General features: G+C 58.3%; 13 protein-coding genes. 2 read left to right on the plus strand and 11 right to left on the minus strand.

The annotated features are described in order from the left end of the window. Window positions 1–39 precede the first annotated feature (39 nt). The 4 genes from astB to KORM41_RS14565 form a co-directional block, all read right to left on the minus strand. Window positions 40–1,374 carry an N-succinylarginine dihydrolase gene (gene astB, locus KORM41_RS14550; RefSeq protein WP_068149613.1) on the minus strand — a complete coding sequence of 445 codons (1,335 nt, stop codon included), beginning with the start codon at window positions 1,372–1,374 and terminating at the stop codon, window positions 40–42. Then, entirely contained in the window at window positions 1,374–2,852 is a 1,479-nt protein-coding gene (gene astD, locus KORM41_RS14555; protein ID WP_068149617.1) for a succinylglutamate-semialdehyde dehydrogenase, read from the minus strand. The genes astB and astD overlap by 1 nt, the downstream gene beginning before the upstream one ends. 10 nt (window positions 2,853–2,862) lie before the next feature. Continuing rightward, complete coding sequence (locus KORM41_RS14560) at window positions 2,863–3,909, minus strand: arginine N-succinyltransferase (RefSeq protein ID WP_068149620.1); 1,047 nt, start codon at window positions 3,907–3,909, stop codon at window positions 2,863–2,865. 114 nt (window positions 3,910–4,023) lie between these two features. Beyond that, window positions 4,024–5,286, minus strand: a complete 1,263-nt coding sequence (locus KORM41_RS14565) for a hydrolase (protein ID WP_068149623.1) — start codon at window positions 5,284–5,286, stop codon at window positions 4,024–4,026. Between the two features lie 319 nt (window positions 5,287–5,605). Between KORM41_RS14565 and KORM41_RS14570 the strand changes: the two genes are divergently transcribed. Beyond that, window positions 5,606–6,331, plus strand: a complete 726-nt coding sequence (locus tag KORM41_RS14570; protein ID WP_068149626.1) for a response regulator transcription factor — start codon at window positions 5,606–5,608, stop codon at window positions 6,329–6,331. 62 nt (window positions 6,332–6,393) lie between these two features. On the opposite strand, the gene KORM41_RS14575 is transcribed toward KORM41_RS14570, so the two are convergent. The 6 genes from KORM41_RS14575 to KORM41_RS14600 all read right to left on the minus strand — a co-directional run bounded on the left by KORM41_RS14575 (window position 6,394) and on the right by KORM41_RS14600 (window position 14,527). Further along, window positions 6,394–6,729, minus strand: coding sequence for a hypothetical protein (locus KORM41_RS14575; RefSeq protein ID WP_197421181.1), 336 nt, complete (start codon window positions 6,727–6,729; stop codon window positions 6,394–6,396). 91 nt (window positions 6,730–6,820) lie between these two features. After that, entirely contained in the window at window positions 6,821–7,702 is an 882-nt protein-coding gene (mmsB, locus tag KORM41_RS14580) for a 3-hydroxyisobutyrate dehydrogenase (RefSeq protein WP_068149630.1), read from the minus strand. An 11-nt stretch (window positions 7,703–7,713) separates the two neighbouring features. Further along, entirely contained in the window at window positions 7,714–8,772 is a 1,059-nt protein-coding gene (locus tag KORM41_RS14585) for an enoyl-CoA hydratase/isomerase family protein (RefSeq protein WP_068149633.1), read from the minus strand. 3 nt (window positions 8,773–8,775) lie between these two features. Continuing rightward, window positions 8,776–9,915, minus strand: a complete 1,140-nt coding sequence (locus KORM41_RS14590) for an acyl-CoA dehydrogenase family protein (RefSeq protein ID WP_082719957.1) — start codon at window positions 9,913–9,915, stop codon at window positions 8,776–8,778. 163 nt (window positions 9,916–10,078) lie between these two features. Then, window positions 10,079–12,883, minus strand: a complete 2,805-nt coding sequence (locus KORM41_RS14595; protein ID WP_068149636.1) for a M16 family metallopeptidase — start codon at window positions 12,881–12,883, stop codon at window positions 10,079–10,081. A 138-nt stretch (window positions 12,884–13,021) separates the two neighbouring features. Further along, window positions 13,022–14,527: a CoA-acylating methylmalonate-semialdehyde dehydrogenase gene (locus KORM41_RS14600; protein WP_068149639.1), complete on the minus strand. Its 1,506-nt coding sequence runs from the start codon at window positions 14,525–14,527 to the stop codon at window positions 13,022–13,024. 180 nt (window positions 14,528–14,707) lie between these two features. Between KORM41_RS14600 and KORM41_RS14605 the strand changes: the two genes are divergently transcribed. Next, the gene (locus tag KORM41_RS14605) at window positions 14,708–15,604 is read left to right on the plus strand and encodes a LysR family transcriptional regulator (RefSeq protein ID WP_082719958.1); all 897 of its coding nucleotides are present in this window, start codon (window positions 14,708–14,710) and stop codon (window positions 15,602–15,604) included. A gap of 8 nt (window positions 15,605–15,612) precedes the next feature. Here KORM41_RS14605 and KORM41_RS14610 read toward each other — a convergent pair whose 3' ends face one another. Further along, entirely contained in the window at window positions 15,613–16,725 is a 1,113-nt protein-coding gene (locus KORM41_RS14610) for a sensor histidine kinase (protein ID WP_156431994.1), read from the minus strand. Between the last annotated feature and the right edge of the window lie 104 nt (window positions 16,726–16,829).

Consider the following 16,829-nt stretch of genomic DNA (forward strand, 5'->3'; position numbering starts at 1 on the left):
CCTTTTTTTTACTGAGCTGTGCCCTTTTCCAAGGCGCGCTTAACGCTGGAAATCATAGACGCTGCCAAGCTTCAGGATCTGCGTCAGCTCGTCCAGTGCGCTGAAGCTTTCCTCCATCAGCTGCGGGTCCGCCAGATCGTCAACCGCAAGGCGGTCACGGTAATGCTTGTTCGCCCAGGCTTTCAGCGTTTCCGTGAGCGCGTCATCAAGGATGCTGTTCGATCCCATGGCATTGATATCATCGTCAGACATGGCCACGCGAAGGCGCAGACACGCCGGGCCACCGCCGTTACGCATGCTTTGGCGCACATCCAGATAGTCCGCGTGGGCAATCGGCCCGCCAGAGCTAACCAGCTGATCCACATAGGCTTTTGTGGATGGCGTTTCCGCAACTTCCGTCGGTAGGATCAGTGTCATACCTTCTCGTTTCGGTGCCGAAATAAGCTGGCTGTTGAACAGATAGCTCTTGACCGCGTCCGCAATTGGCACTGCGCTGGCGGGTACGCGCACGAACTGCATCTCCACATCGCCCATCGCCGCCTGGATATCGCGGTCCAGCTGGTCCGGGTTCTCAAACGCCTGCTCGTGGTAGAAATGCACATTCTTGTTCGACACCGCCACCACATCATTATGGAAGGCGCCGGCGTTGATCGCCGCCGGATTCTGCCGCACGAACAAGGTCTTATCGCCGCGTGTCGCATGCATGCGCGCGATGGCGCGGCTTGCTTCCTCGGTTTGGCGCCCCGGGTATGTGAGGTCTGCTGCCGTCTCGAACGCGCCCCGACCATAGACATAAAGCGCCACACCGGCCTCGCCGTAATCAGCGCAGAAGCGGCTGTGGTTGGCCGCGCCCTCGTCGCCCATGTGGGTGCCGCCGACAAGCGGGTCATGGTGCTTGAACCGCTCACCTTCCGGGAACATCACCTTCAATATCCGCCCCGTCACCCGTGCCTCGATGGACCGGTGGTACATGGCCGCCAGGTTTGCAGGCGTAAAATGCGTGCGGCCGTCCGCCGTGTCGGGCGCCGGCGAAATGGTCGCCGCGTTCGCCGTCCACATGGTTGCTGACGAACATATATTGGCTACTAGCGCCGGGCTTGCCTTCCAGGCAGCCGCCAGCATTTCGGCGTCAGAGCCGGTGAAGCCGTGGTCTCGAAGCGTCTTCAGGTGCGGCCGGTCATGGGGTGGCAGGACGCCCTGTGTCATACCCAGGGACTGCAAATGGTTTGCCTTTTCAAGACCTTGCAGCACGCCTTCGCGCGGGTTCGCCACCATGCCCTTGTGCTTCGCCGACGCCACGTTGCCGTAGGAAAGCCCCGCATAATTGTGGGTGGGGCCAACGATGCCGTCGAAATTTACTTCACGCCAAGCCATCAGCCTTCTCCTTCATTGAAATTGAGCCCTGTTGGCAGCGCGCCCACAGCAACCTTGCCCTCTGCCTGCTCCATCGTGGCCACGCCGTAGGAGCAATAGTCCGCCGCATAATAGGCGCTTGGCCGGTGGTTGCCTGAAAGGCCAATGCCGCCGAACGGCGCGGTAGAGGCCGCGCCCGTCAGCTGCTGGTTCCAGTTAACGATCCCGGCTTTGGCACGCGGGTAGAAGGCGTCATAGTTGTTACGGTTGTCTGAAATCAGGCCAGAGGCCAGCCCGAACCGGGTGTTGTTAGCCTCACGGATGGCGCTCTCGAAATCCGGCACGCGAATGAGCTGCAGGAACGGCCCGAAGACTTCCTCATCCGGGCGGTCAGCTACATCTGTCACATCCATCAGGCCTGGCGTGAGGTATGCGTCGCCGCGCGCAAGCTTCTCAACCCGGCGGATCACCTTGCCGCCCGCAGCTTCCAGCGCTTCCTGCGCTTTCAGAACATTATTCGCAGCATGGCCGCTGACCACCGGCCCCATGTAGGGCTGCGGGTCATCGTTCCAGGCACCAACGGTGATGCCGTCGATCGCGCGGGTGAGCGTGTCGATAAAAGCATCACCTTCTGCACCAACCGGCACAATCAAACGCCTCGCGCATGTACAGCGCTGGCCACTTGAGATAAAGGCGCTCTGCACCGTCATCACTGCCGCTGCGGCATGGTCTTCCACTTCATGGACGATCAGCGGGTTGTTGCCTCCAAGTTCCAGCGCCTGAATGACATTCGGTCGGTCCACCAGTTCGCGTGCGATGATCTGCCCGGTACGGGCGCTGCCAGTAAACAGAAGGCCGTCGATATGCTTGTTGGCGATAAGCGCCGCGCCCGTGTCGCGGCCGCCCTGCACCAGATTGAGCACGCCTTTCGGTAGTCCTGCATCATCCCAGCATTTCACCATCAGCTCTGCCACGGCTGGCGTCAGCTCGCTGGGCTTGAACACGATGGTGTTGCCCGCGATCAGCGCCGGTACAATATGGCCGTTTGGCAAGTGACCGGGGAAATTATAAGGGCCAAAGACCGCCATCACGCCGTGTGGCCGGTGCGCCAGCTTCGACCGGATCGCGCCGTTCACCGCTTCCTTGAAGCCTGTGCGCTCGTCATAGGCCTTGAGGCTGATCTCAATCTTGTTGGCCATGGCTGTGGCTTCGCCGGTGGCGTCCCACAGGGTCTTGCCTGCGTCCTTCGCCACCAGTTCAGCCAGCTCCGCCTTGCGCTCAACCAGAATTTCGGCATAGCGACGAGCGATCGAGACACGGTCTTCGAACGGCGTCATAGCCCAGGTGTCAGCCATGCGCGCCGCGGCGCTTACTGCCGCGTCGACTTGGTCGGCCGTCGCTTCACGGCCGGTCCAGATGACCTCGCCGTCTGCAGGGTTCACGGAACGAAATTCTTCACCGGCACCCTCAAGCCAGGCACCGTCAATAAAATGTGTCATGACAAACTCCCTACTCTGCCAGTTGCGGTGGCACGCGGCGACCGATAGGCGCATACATGATTGGGTCCCCAGCCTTGAGGTGCAGGGCCGCGGCTGCTTCTTCCGGAATCCAAAGGCCACTAGAGCCTTCAACCACGTTCGTGAGCACCACGCGGAAGTCATCCAGGGACGGATTACAGGCCATGTGCATCGGGTCATGCCCGCCGCCTTCAACGGTACCGCCAAGCTCGCCAGACACGCTTTTGCGCAAGGTCCAGATGCCGCGCTTGTGCACTTCCATCGCCGGGCCACCATCGAAGATGTCTACCGAGCGGGAGAAGCGGAAACCTTCTTTCTCAAGGAGCTTGATCGCCGGGCGCGCGCTGTCGTGTGGCTTGCCGATCACGGCTTTGGCTTCTTCAGGCAGCAGCGCCGTATAGATCGGGAACTTTGGCATCAGGTCAGAAATGAACTGGCTGTTGCCAAGGCCGTTGATCCGGTCTGCGGTCTTGAAATCCATGCCGAAGAAGTGACGACCCAAAGCTTCCCAGAACGGTGAGTTGCCGTTTTCGTCCACCCAGCCGCGGATTTCGGAAATCACCTGATCCGAGAAACGGTCCGGGTGCGCAGCCATAAGGAGATAACGCGCCTTTGACATCAGCTTGCCGACATTCTCTTTGCGGTAATCTTCATCCACAAAAAGCGTCGCAACTTCAGTAGCACCCACGAAATCGTTCGATAGCTGCAACAGTTCAGTATCCACCCGCATTTCGGGCTCGTGGCTCACCTGCGTCTGGTGCAGGATGCGGTAGCTATAGAAAGGCTTATCCAGGCCCACACCTACGAGGAGCGCGCTTGTGCCGACAATCTTGCCCTCCTTCGGGTCTTCCATGACCAGGAGATAGCTGGTCTTCTTGTTCATGTCCGGCGGGTTTGAGAAGGCCTCCATGGATTCCCTGACTTTTGCCTCAAGCGCCTTCTTGTCCACCGGCAGGGTTGTCAGCCCCGTGCCTGTTTTTTTGGCGAGCGCCTGCAGGCCATCAAGATCTTTCAATCGTGCTGGTCGCACCACATACATGTGCCATATCCCTTATTCTGTGTCCGGGCAGCATATCAGGGCCCCGGTTGCCTAAGTGGCCTTTTGGCCAAGTCTTCAAACCTCAGTGATGCGCGAAATCCCCTTCTGTGCGCATCATGCGGTTTTGGCTTTCACCACGTCGTCGAGCTGACCGCTCGCGAAAGCCAGAAGAATAAGAGCGGAAAGTTTAGCCCTTTCCGCAAAACTGTCCACGCAAACGAACTCGTCCGCGCTATGGATGTTCGCGCCGCGCACACCCAGTGTATCCACGTTTGGCAGGCCCGCAGCCGCCAGGTTATTGCCCTCGCAGCAGCCGCCAGTGGGCACGTAATCGATTTCAATCCCAAGGTCCGCGCCGCATGCCTTGATGGCGTCCATCAGCTTCTGGTTGGCGTCACTGAGTGCCTTGGGCGGGCGGTTGATGCCGCCATGAAGCGACACATCAAAGCCGTCCTCGGCCCCAAAGCGCGCGACAATCTTGTCCAGCTCAGCCTGGAACCATGTGGCGTCTTCCGGCTCCTTCAGGCGCACGTTGAAGCGGCACCATGCCATATCAGGCACAACATTCGGCGCCACCCCGCCACTGATCACCGCCGGGTTCACCGTCAGTTCCGGCCGACCGTCCGTAAGCGCCGCCAGGTCAGCAATGATCTTTGACAGGTGCACCACGGCATTACGACCCGCATGGAATTCGCGCCCCGCATGGGCGGCCTTGCCGCGCACCACGATGGTGAAATTGCCGCTGCCCTTCCGGGCGCCCGCCAGCGTGCCGTCCGCGAGCGCAGGCTCATAAGTCAGGCCGATATCCGCCGCCTTGGCGCGCTCTGCGAGCAATGGGGCCGTAGCCAGCGAGCCGGTCTCTTCGTCCGGCGACAGCAAAATTTCCCAGCCCACGCTTGAAGCAAGCGGCGTTTCCTCAAACGCCATCAGCGCATTGAGGATAACGATGATGCCGCCCTTCATGTCAGCCACACCCGGGCCATTGAGCGTGCCCGCGTCAAGCCACACAGGTTCCTGAAACGGGTGATCCTTGGCGAACACCGTATCTGTATGGCCTGTCATCAACACCTTGCGGTTGGCATGCGGGCGCTTGAAGATACGGATGGTTCGGCCATTCTTTACCGTGACCACCTCGCCCTTCTCATTGACCGCCTCGCCGTCCGCAAGGTCGATCAGCTCCACCTCAGCACCAAGGGGCTCAAACGCCTCAAGGATCAGCGCTTCCATTTCAGCCAGCCCCTCAAGGTTCCGACTGCCGCTGTTCACGCGCGACCAAGCAATCACCGTGTCGACCATATCTTGCTGGCGCGCGTCGATGCGGTCCAGGGCAGTCCTGGCTTCATCATAAGACGGCAGATTCTTCAGCAGGCTGGTCATACAGGCTCCGTTTTCACTGGTTGATGCGTGTTTCGGTATCCCTCATGGGTACGGGGAATCCCCCACCATCGTCAAGGGACCGGCGGGGCCGAAAGCCCAGTATCCTAGATTATACGGTCGCAGCTTGCCTAAACCGCAGAAATGGCGGTTCGGCTCATCGCATCCCGCGCTCAATTCATCGCATCATCCCAAAGTTCCATCACTTTTTGCGTAAAGTGAAAGTACAAAAAAACATGAGAGATATGAGGTTCACTTATATTTCACTTGTCCTAAAAGAACCGCAAAGGGTGTGGGGCAAGAAAAAAAGCGAGGATGTGTTATGAAAGCTCTGATTGTTGATGGGGAAGAACTTCTCCGTCTCTCCCTTAGGGAAGTGATTCTGGTATCCGGTAATTTCCAGGAAATTATGGAAGCCAGCAGTGAACATGAATTTCTGGCGAAAACCGCCAATCATGATGACCTTTCCCTGATTATTGTTCACCCCGGATCTTTGGGCAACGACGGCATCGACTGCATGAAGCTGGTGCGCCGCCTGTATCCTGACGCCGCAGTTGTGACGATACTGGACCGCGAGGGCCAACGCACCAATGACTGCGCCGGTGCCGTGAGCGTGGAACGCGGCGCCAGCGTGGCAGAGATGGTCACCGCCATCCGTCGGGCGCTCAAACTGCCGCTTGATGGTTTCGGCGCTGTTGCAAGCAGCCCTGCTGCCCCGAACGTGCGCGGTGCGCTTGAAAGCGGCATGGGCCGTGCGCCCGCACCCCGCCACACGGTTGCGGAGTCGGTGGACCTGAGCCGCCTTTCCTATCGCCAGAAGCAAATCCTGGCCATGGCCGCAGACGGCCTGCCAAACAAAGAAATCGCCGCGCGGCTTGATATCGCGGAAGGCACTGTGAAGGCGCATATGCATGCCATCTTCAAGGTGCTGGGTGTGTCGAACCGCACGCAGGCGGTGATCCGCTATGGTGCTGTTGGCCGCGGGCCAGCGCAGTCGAGCGGAACCTCCCAAAACTCCCCCAGCTGGGCCTATGCGGCCGCAAGCTGATAACAATACGCACTAGCTGCCAAGAAGAAGGCCCGAGCAGACATGCCCGGGCCTTTTTCTACTTAGCGGCGGAACAAACCCGCCCAACGGCTTTGGATTCCCTTATCATCCAGATGCTCCAGAACGTCCTCATGCCTAACTCCTTCGAAGCGCTTTAAGACTGAAGCCAACGCAACCTTGAAGTCTTCGGCAACCGCCACAGAGGCATGCCCTTCGTAGCACTCCAAACAAATCGACTCCTCTTTGCCATCGAAAAATGTGACAATGTTTGCAGAGTCCACATAGAGTTCAATTCTGACTAACTTGTCTGCTGTCAAAAAACCGCAATATGGCTCATCGTCTACCGCTGGAAGATGTTCAAACTCTGCAGCAAACCCGATTCCCCGTTCTGCCAGCATTGTAGCCGTGAAAGTGGAAAGGTCTCGTTGAAAGAAGGTTCTTCGCGGGAGCAAGTCCATTTCAAACTAGCCTTTCTACAAGCAAAGACTTCTATAACTTACCAGCCAGATGCTTGATCACGGCGGAGAAGTCTTTGCCGCCGAAGCCCGCGTCGTCCATCGCTTTGTAAATCTCGCGGGAAAGCGCACCAAGGGGCGTGTTCGCACCGGTGTCGCCCGCCGCATCCATGGCGATGCCGAGGTCCTTGAGCATCAGGTTGGTGGCGAAGCCGGGGTTATAGTCGTTGTTCGATGGGGCCGTGGGCACAGGGCCCGGCGCCGGGCAATAGGTGGTCAGGGACCAGCACTGGCCGCTTGCGTTCGATGCCACGTCAAAAAACGTCTGGTCATCCAAACCGAGCGCACGACCCAGGTTGAAGGCTTCGGATACCCCGATCATGGAGATGGCCAGCAGCATGTTGTTGCAGGCCTTGGACGCCTGGCCGTTGCCTGCATCGCCGCAATGCACGATCTTGCCCGCCATGGGCTCCAGCACAGGTTTGGCGCGCTCAAACGCCTCCGCGCTACCACCGACCATGAAGGCGAGTGTGCCTGCGGCCGCACCGCCCACACCGCCGGAAACCGGCGCGTCAACCATTTCAAAACCGGCGTGATGGGCGCGGTCAGCGACCTTGCGGGCTGTTGCCACATCGATAGTGGAGCTGTCGACAAACAGCGCGCCGTCCTTGGCCGCCTTGGTGACATCTGCATACACACTTTCAACGATCTTGGCGTTCGGCAGCATGGTGATCACCACATCCGCGCCGTCGACCGCGTCATGAACGCTGTCGAACGCCTGGCCACCAGCTTCAACGAGGCCCGCTTTGGCATCAGCCGACAGGTCAAACCCGCGTACGGTCATGCCGCCGGAGACCAGATTTTTCGCCATTGGCAGGCCCATGTTTCCAAGGCCGATGAATGCAACTGTTGTCATCTGTTCTCTCCCTACTCGGCAATATCAAGTTCCAGATCGTCCAGCGACCTGAAATAGGTTTCAATCTCTTCGTCCGACACGCGGTCCAGCGTGTTCGGGTTCCACTGCGGGTTATTGTCCTTGTCCAGAAGGATGGCGCGCACGCCCTCGGAAAAATCATTCCCGGCCATCACCCGGTTCACCATGCGGTATTCCATGCGCATGTTGTCGCGGAACGTCTCCAGCACCTCACCGCGGCGCAGTTGCGCGAACGTCAGCTTCAGGCTGGTGGGTGACTTGGTCATCAAAATCTTGAACTGCTTCTGCGCCCACTCGCTTTCGTCGATTTCAAGCGCGTGCAGGACTTCCTCCACGCGAACGCCCGCGAACGCGCCGTCGATTTCATCGAACACTTCGGCCATTGGCGCGGGCTCTGGGTCCTTGTGGAATTCATCCAGCACCACCTGCACGCAGTCCTCGCATTTGATCTCTTTCTGGCTCAGCTTGTAGACGATGGCGTCGATGTCATTGCTTGAAACCACATGGCTGGCGATCCCGAGAGCATACAGGTCAGGCGCCTTGATACGCGCGCCAGTAAGCGCCAGATACATGCCGGTTTCGCCCGGAAGGCGCGGTAGGAACCAGCCACCGCCCACATCAGGGAACAGGCCAAGGCCGGTTTCCGGCATGGCGAACAACGTTTTTTCTGTCGCGACCCAGAAATCACCGGGGATCGAAACGCCAACGCCGCCGCCCATGGTGATGCCGTCCACCAGCGCCACATAGGGCTTGGGGAACTCATCGATGGCGATGTTCATCAGATATTCGTCGTGGAAGAAATCACGCCACTCGGTGGTGCCGTCTTTGTAAGACTGCGTTACCTTCACCACGTCGCCGCCGGCGCAGAAGGCCTTGTCGCCGGCGCCCACAACCACAACCGCCTGCACAGACGGCATGATCGCCCATTCCTTAAGCTGGCGGGTGATCTCCACCGCCATATTGTGCGTCAGGCTATTCAGCGCCTTGGGGCGGTTGAGCGTGATCAGGCCGATGGTGCCGCGATGCTCGAACAGTACTTCAGCGTCCGTCATGGTCTAGTCCTTCAAAAGCGAGCGGGAGATGACAACCCGCATGATCTCGTTGGTGCCCTCGAGAATCTGGTGCACGCGCAGGTCACGGAGGATACGCTCAATCGGGTAATCCTGCAGATAACCATAGCCGCCATGCAGCTGCAGTGACGCGTTCACCACATCAAAGCCCGTGTCGGTGGCCAGGCGCTTGGCCATGGCAGCAGCGGCTGCCGCATCTGGCGCCTTGTTGGTGACCTTCTGGGCGGCGGCGTACAGAAGAAGCCGCGCGGCCTCAAGCTCGGTCGCCATATCCGCCAGCTTGAACTGGGTGGCCTGGAAGTCGGCAATGGACTTGCCGAACTGCTTGCGGTCCTTGGTGTAGGTGACGGCTTCATCAAGCGCGCGCTGCGCCCCGCCGATGGAGCAGGCACCGATGTTAAGGCGGCCGCCATCAAGGCCCTGCATGGCGATTTTAAAGCCCAGGCCTTCCGCGCCCACAAGGTTCGCAGCCGGAATGCGGCAATCATCGAACATCACAGCAGCGGTTGGTTGGCTGTGCCAGCCCAGTTTCTTTTCCTGCGCGCCGAACGACAGGCCCGGTGTGTCTTTTTCAACGATGAAGCAGCTGATGCCCTTTGCGCCGTCGTCTGATGTGCGCGCCATCACGACATAGACGTCGCTGGTGCCACCGCCCGAGATAAACGCCTTTGAGCCATTGAGGACATATTCGTCGCCGTCGCGCACCGCCTTTGTCTTGAGGCTTGCTGCGTCAGACCCGGCGCCGGGTTCGGTCAGGCAATAGCTTGCCATCTTTTCAAGCGTTGAAAGCTCGCCTACAAAGCGTGCGCGCTGGTCGTCATTGCCGAAGCAATCGATCATCCAGGTCGCCATATTGTGGATTGAGATCATCGCCGCGGTCGATGGGCAGCCCATGGAAAGCTGTTCGAAAATCAGCACGCTTTCCACCCGGCTGAGGCCACAGCCCCCGCCTTCCTCGGACACATAGATGCTGCCGAAGCCAAGCTCGCCAGCGGCCTTCGCCACATCTGCGGGCCACACCTTGTCTTCGTCCCACTTGTGGGCTTCCGGTGTGATCATGTCGGCGGTGAAACTGCGTGCCATATCCTGGATGGCGCGTTGATCTTCATTAAGTGAAAAGTCCAAGACTACCCCCTTGGGTTTATCTCATTGGAGGCACGCCCCGTGCCCCATACGCCAGCCCGACTGTTGCCGGGGATACTAAATATGCCGTCCCGAATTTGCCCAAGCGGGATGGCCGGTTGGTGCGGGCGGCGCCGAAGCGCAACCCGCAATACTCTATGTCGGTTTACTCGACCTTGTTGCCGTCTGCGTCCCAAACCTCGACATTGCCGAGATCCAGTTCACTGATGCCTTCCTTGATCGCTGACCAGTCACCCACGATCAGCCAGGTCAGCTTCTCTGGGTGGATATTGGCCTGCGCCGCGGCCTTGATTTTTTCGATATCAAGCGCCTTATATTTGGCGGTCAGGCTTGGCACATAGTCGTTCGAGCGACCAAAGCGGTCATTCGACAGCAGGCTGCCCAGCACAGAACCAGACGTTTCAAACTGGCCCGGCAGGCTGTTCACGGCGTCAGCAACGAACACTTCAAGCTCTTCAGCTGTCGCAGGCTTGTTGCCCAGGTACGCTGCGAACTCTTTTTCCAGTTCCTGCAGGGACTCTTTCGTCTTGTCCGTTTGTACCGGTGCATAAACAAGCCACATGCGCTGGCCGCGGGCATCGGTCGTGAAGGTGTAGGCGCCGTAAGCCCAGCCCTTGTCCTCGCGCAGGTTCATGTTAACCCGGCTAGTGAAATCACCACCCAGGATGCTGCTTGCCATTTCCTGCGTCATGTAGGCTTCGTCGCCCGTCGACGGGAACAAGTGACCTGCAAGGATCAGCGACTGCGGTGAGCCCGGCTTGTCCATAACAATCACGCGGCCTTCGCTTGGCAACGCCACTTCAGCGACATTCTTGGACGGAACAGGTGTTGACGGTGCCCGCCAGTTGCCGAATGCCTTTTCAAGCGCTGCTGTGGCTTCATCCAAAGTGATGTCACCCACCATGAAGATCTTGGCATTGTCCGGGCGGATCCAGTCCGTATGGAACTGCACCAGGTCGCTACGCTCCATGCCTTCAATCGCGGCTTCTGTGCCGGAACCGGTATATGGCACGCTGTAGCTATGGCCTGTGCCGTATAGAAGCGGTGGCAGCGTGCGAAGCGCAAGCTGAACCGGCTGTGCCTTTTCCTGAGCAATGCCCTGAATCCAGCGTGGCTTCAGGCGATCGATTTCCTCTTGCGGGAAGGCCGGGTTGCGCACCAGGTCAGACGCCAGTGCAAGCGACGATTCCATATTCGCCTTCAGCATGGACATGCTGACATTGCTCATATCCAGGTTGGAGCCTGTCGAGAGCGTCGCACCCAGGCTTTCAAGCTCAGCCGCCACTTCAAGTGACGTGCGCGTTGGCGTGCCTTCGTCCAGCATCGCGAGCGCGAAGCTTGCGGTGCCGAGCGGTCGACCGGCATCAGCCGCATAGCCCGCGTCAAACTGCAGGGCCATATTCACAACCGGCACGGTTGGGCGGTTTGCAACAACAACCTTCATGCCGTTCGACAGTATCGCTTCCTGAATTTCAGGGAACGTCAGGTCTGGCATTGCACCAACCTCAGGCAGGCCCTTGGACCGGTCAACCTGGCTTTCGGCTGTCTGGTATTTCGGATAGGGGCGTACTGTCAGCTGATAGTAGCCCTGGCCCAGCCACTTGTTGGCCGCTTCCTTCACTTCACCCATGCCCGCATTGTTCAGATGATCCAGGAGGTTCGAATAGAAGCCAGGATCACCGGCATACAGTTCTGAGCGCGCAAGCGCTGTTGCCTTGCCGCCAAAGCCGCCAATCTGCTCAAGCCCGCGAATTCGGCCAGCCAGAATGCTGGTTTTCGCGCGCTTCAGTTCTTCAGCCGTTGGACCTTCCGCAAGGAACTTGTCCATCTCGGCGTCGATCAGGCGCTGTACTTCAGCTTCGTCCACGCCTGGCTTCAAGGTCGCCTGAATTTCAAACATAGAAGCAAGCTCAAACGGCTGCGCGCTCACATTCACGCTGACCGCAAGCTGGTTCTTGTATACAAGCGCCTGATAGAGGCGCGAGTTCTTGCCGCCGCCAAGCACGTCGGCTGCCAACACCAGTTCGGCATAGTCCATGTCCGTGCGTGGTGCCACGGCCCAGTTGCGGTAAACCCGAACCTGCGGGGCTTTCTGGTCCACCATTTCTTCAATGGTGTTGTTTTCGCGCGTCGGCACCCAGGCCTTGTGTTGCTTCAGCGGCGGGCCTGCCGGGATATCGCCAAAGAATTTGTTCATCTTCTCTTTGGCGGTCTCGACATCAATGTCACCCGCCAGAACAATCACCGTGTTGGCGGCGCCATAATATTCCTTGAACCAACCCTTCACGTCATCGAGCGACGCGGCGGAAAGGTCTTCCATCGAGCCGATGGTGGAATGACGGTATGGGTGGCCAACAGGGAACAGACCTTCAAGCTGGCGGTATTCCACCAGGCCATATGGTGCATTGTCGCCCTGGCGTTTTTCGTTCTGTACAACGCCAATCTGGTTATCCAGCTTTTCCTGCGTCACAGCCCCCAGAAGGTGGCCCATGCGGTCCGATTCCATCCACAGCGCCATATCAAGCGCCGGCGTTGGAACGTTCTGGAAATAGTTCGTGCGGTCAAACCAGGTGGTGCCGTTCATCGCAGTTGCGCCAACGGCCTTGAAAGGCTTGAAGAATTCGTCGTCATAGTTTTCCGACCCGTTGAACATAAGGTGTTCAAACAGGTGGGCAAAACCGGTCTTGCCTTCAGGCTCGTCTTTCGAACCCACATGATACCAAACGCTGACAGCCACAATCGGCGCCTTGCGGTCTTCGTGTACGATGACCCGGAGGCCATTATCGAGCGTAAATTTTTCAAATGGAATATCGACCTTCAGGTCCACACTGGTGTCGACTTCTGCTGCAACAGGCTGAGACTTTGTGTTGCCTTCTTCTGGCTGGCAGGCTGCCAGAGCCGTAAGCGCCACAGCGCCAAGTAGTAGTGATTTGAAATTCATGAGAATCATCTCCCCGCGTTCTCGTGTTTGGTGGGGCTATGCCCCGCTCCCTCGTTGCTTCGAAGGTATTGATTTACTTGGAACTTTTCTGTCTCACCCCCAAAACAGACGGGCCCGGAAACACATCATGCTCCGGGCCCTAGTAATTTAGCTGTTCAGCGTTGGAATTACAAACTCTGCGCCGGACCGGATACCCGTTGGCCAACGGGAGGTCACAGTTTTGGTTTTGGTGTAGAAACGAACACCTTCCATGCCGTGCTGGTTGATGTCACCAAAGGCGGAGTTTTTCCAGCCGCCGAAGGTGTGGAACGCCAGCGGCACAGGGATCGGCACATTGACGCCAACCATGCCCACTTCAACGCGGTTCACATATTCGCGCGCAGTGTCGCCGTCGCGGGTGTAGATCGAAGTGCCGTTGCCATATTCATGGATGGACGGCAGGCTTGCGGCTTCGTCGAAGCTTTCAGTGCGCATGATCTGCAGCGTCGGACCGAATATCTCTTCCTTGTAGGTACGCATCTCCGGCTTGACGTTGTCGAACAGGGAACCACCAAGATAGTAGCCGTTCTCAAAGCCCTGCATCTTATATTCGAAGTTCCGGCCATCAACGACCACGGAAGCGCCTTCCTGCTCAGCCAGGTCAAGATAACCGCGTACTTTCGCCAGATGGTCAGCTGTCACCAGCGGGCCCATTTCGGCTTCCATGTCCATGGAGTGGCCGATCTTCAGCGCTTCAACACGTGGCTTCAGCATCTCAACCAGCTTGTCAGCAGTTGCCTTGCCCACAGGAACAGCCACGGAAATCGCCATGCAGCGCTCGCCTGCAGAACCATAGGCCGCTCCGATCAGCGCATCGCTTACCTGCTCAAGGTCAGCATCCGGCATGATCAGCATGTGGTTCTTCGCGCCACCCATTGCCTGGCAGCGTTTGCCATGCGCGGTTGCGGTTGCGTAAACATACTGTGCGATCGGCGTGGAGCCCACAAAGGACACGGCCTTCACGCGTGGGTCGGTACAAACTGTATCAACAGCTTCTTTGTCGCCGTTCACTACGTTGAACACACCATCCGGCAGGCCAGCTTCGGCCCAGCATTTGGCCAGCATCAGCGGCACAGTCGGGTCTTTTTCCGATGGCTTCAGAACGTATGTGTTGCCGCAAGCAATCGCCACACAGCTCATCCACAGCGGGATCATGGCCGGGAAGTTGAACGGCGTGATGCCCGCAACAACGCCCAGCGGCTTGCGCATGCTATACATGTCGATACCGGTAGAAACATTATCGGAAAATTCGCCCTTGATCAGGTGCGGGATGCCTTGTGCGAACTCGGCAACCTCAAGGCCGCGCTGCACATCGCCCTGCGCGTCAGAGAACACCTTGCCGTGCTCAGACGCCAGCGCTTCAGCAAGCGCGTCCTTTTCGCGGTACAGAATGTGCACCAGGTTCTGCAGAACGCGCGCGCGCTTTACAACAGACGTTGCGGCCCATGCCGGAAATGCTGCATCCGCTGCCGCGATCGCGTCTTCAACCTGCGCCTTGCTGGCCAGCGATACCTTACCTGCCTGCTCGCCCGTGGATGGGTTGAAAATCGGACCAAACCGGCCGGACGTGCCTTCTACGTCCTTGCCGCCAATATAGTGATGACGCTCATACATGCGTTAAGTCTCCAAAATGATACACGCGGCCGCCGTCCGGGAAATCGGACATTCAAAGGTCGTGGGCCGCGACTCCGCCCCAAAATCCGGCACACCCTATAACATGCAATATTGCACGTCACTGAGAAGTTTTGCATTATAGTTTGTGCAATTATGCACAAACTATAATGGTGCCTCAAAATGTTCGATTGGAACGACATGCGCTATTTCCTGGAGCTGGCGCGGCGCGGCAAGCTGGCTGCGGCAGCGCTCAGGCTGGGCGTTGATCACACAACGGTTTCGCGCCGCATTACAGCGCTTGAAAAGGAACTGGGCATTGAGCTGTTCGACCGGGAAAATCGGGCCTACAAGCTGAACGCCGACGGGCGCCGCATGCTTGCCTATGCCGAAAGGATGGAGGCCAGTTCACTTGCGCTGATGGACGAGGTGGCACCTGTGGCCTCAGGCCCCCAGGGTACGGTGCGACTTTCCACGCCCGAAGCCTTCGGCAGCCAGTTTCTGGTTCGCCACTGCATGGGCTTCCGCCAAAGGAACCCGGGCATCACGCTCGAGCTGGTCGCAGAGACCCGGTCACTGAACCTGAGCAGGCGGGAAGCAGACGCCGCCATCACGCTGGCACGGCCAAGCCACGGCCGGATCGTCAGCGAAAAGGCGGGGGTTTACCGCCTGCGCCTTTATGCGGCGCCAAGCTATCTGCAGCAACACCCACCCATCGTCAGCCTGTCTGACCTGAAGCATCACCATTTCATCTGGTATGTGGATGACCTGCTGCCGCTGCCGGAACTGCAGATGCTGGATAAGGCCATCAGTGACCCGCATGTGATTTTTCGCACCACCAGCGTAACCGGGCAGGCAAACGCCGCCGAGGCGGGCCTTGGGATCGCACTTCTGCCCTGCTATTTGGCAGACCGCATCAAGGGCATTACGCCAGTCCTGCCAAGCGAAATTTCTGTGCTCCGCGACCTATGGCTGGTGGTTCATGACGACCTCAGACCAGAAGCCCATATGGACCAGGTCTGTACTTTCCTGACCACGCTGATTGCTTCGGAACGGCGCACGCTTTTGGGGGCTCTGTAAAGTAACAGCTATTCAGCCGCTTTCGTAATCACGCGCTCTTTGGGGAACTTCAGGCAGATATTAGTGCCCACACCCTTCTGGCTTTCGATAAAGATATCGCCACCATGAAGCTGGATGAAGGTTCGCACCAGTGACAAACCAAGGCCCGTACCTTCGTGGCTCCGTGTCAGCACGCTTTCGATCTGGCCGAAGGGCTCAAGGGCGGTTGCAATTTCTTCGTCTGTCATGCCTTCACCTGTATCCTTGACGATGATGGCATAGCTGTTGTCTGGCAGCACAGTGCATCCTGCGGTAATGGTTCCGCCCGCCGGTGTGAATTTGATGGCGTTCGACAGAAGATTCAATAGCATCTGCTTGACGATGCGGCGGTCCGCCCAGACATGCAGCTCACGCGTGATCTCCGAATCAACAAGAAGCCCTTTTTCCTTGGCGTTGAACTCAACAATTGGCAGGCATTCATCCACCAACTCATCAAGGCAGAATTCTTCTTCGTCCAGTTCAAGCTTGCCGGCTTCCACCTTGGCAAGGTCAAGAATGTCGCTGATGATATCCAAGAGTAACTTGCCGCTGCGGTTGATCAGGTGGCTGTATTCCTGGTAGCGCTCTTCTCCTAGACGGCCAAAAACCTGCAGGTTCATCACTTCTGAAAAGCCAATGATGGCATTGAGCGGCGTCCTCAGTTCATGGCTCATTTTCGCCAGGAATTCGGTTTTGGCGCGATTGGCCCGCTCTGCTTCTTCAACAGCGCGCTGCAGTTCCTGCGTGCGCTGCAGAAGGTCCGCTTCCGCTTTCTTACGGCGGCGCACTTCGTCTTCCCACAGCAGCGAAATCTTGAACCAGCGCGAAAGGCCCAGCGCCATCAGGAAAATACCCGGCACATAGCCAAATGCCGCAACCATCAGGTTCCAGGTATCCTTGCCCGCCATGGCATCCATATGGGACTTCAGCGTGGTTTCTTCGAGATAGTCGACAAGGGCAGCAACGCTGAGGATCGCCGACCCGAGGAGAATCATCTTCAGGCCACGATCAAGGCCCTTGATCCGCCTGACTTTGGCAAGCAGCATCAAGGGTACCATGGTGATACCCAGGAAAATCAGAAGATCAGCGTGCACTATTCCCACTCGTGCCCCCCAATGGCAAGGAATAGCCCTCTCGGGCACTATTTCCCTCCCTATGCCGCGCAGCCAATGGCGTCCGCAAACAATCGGGAGATAATCCGCTAGAC

This window comes from Kordiimonas lipolytica, from assembly GCF_001550065.1.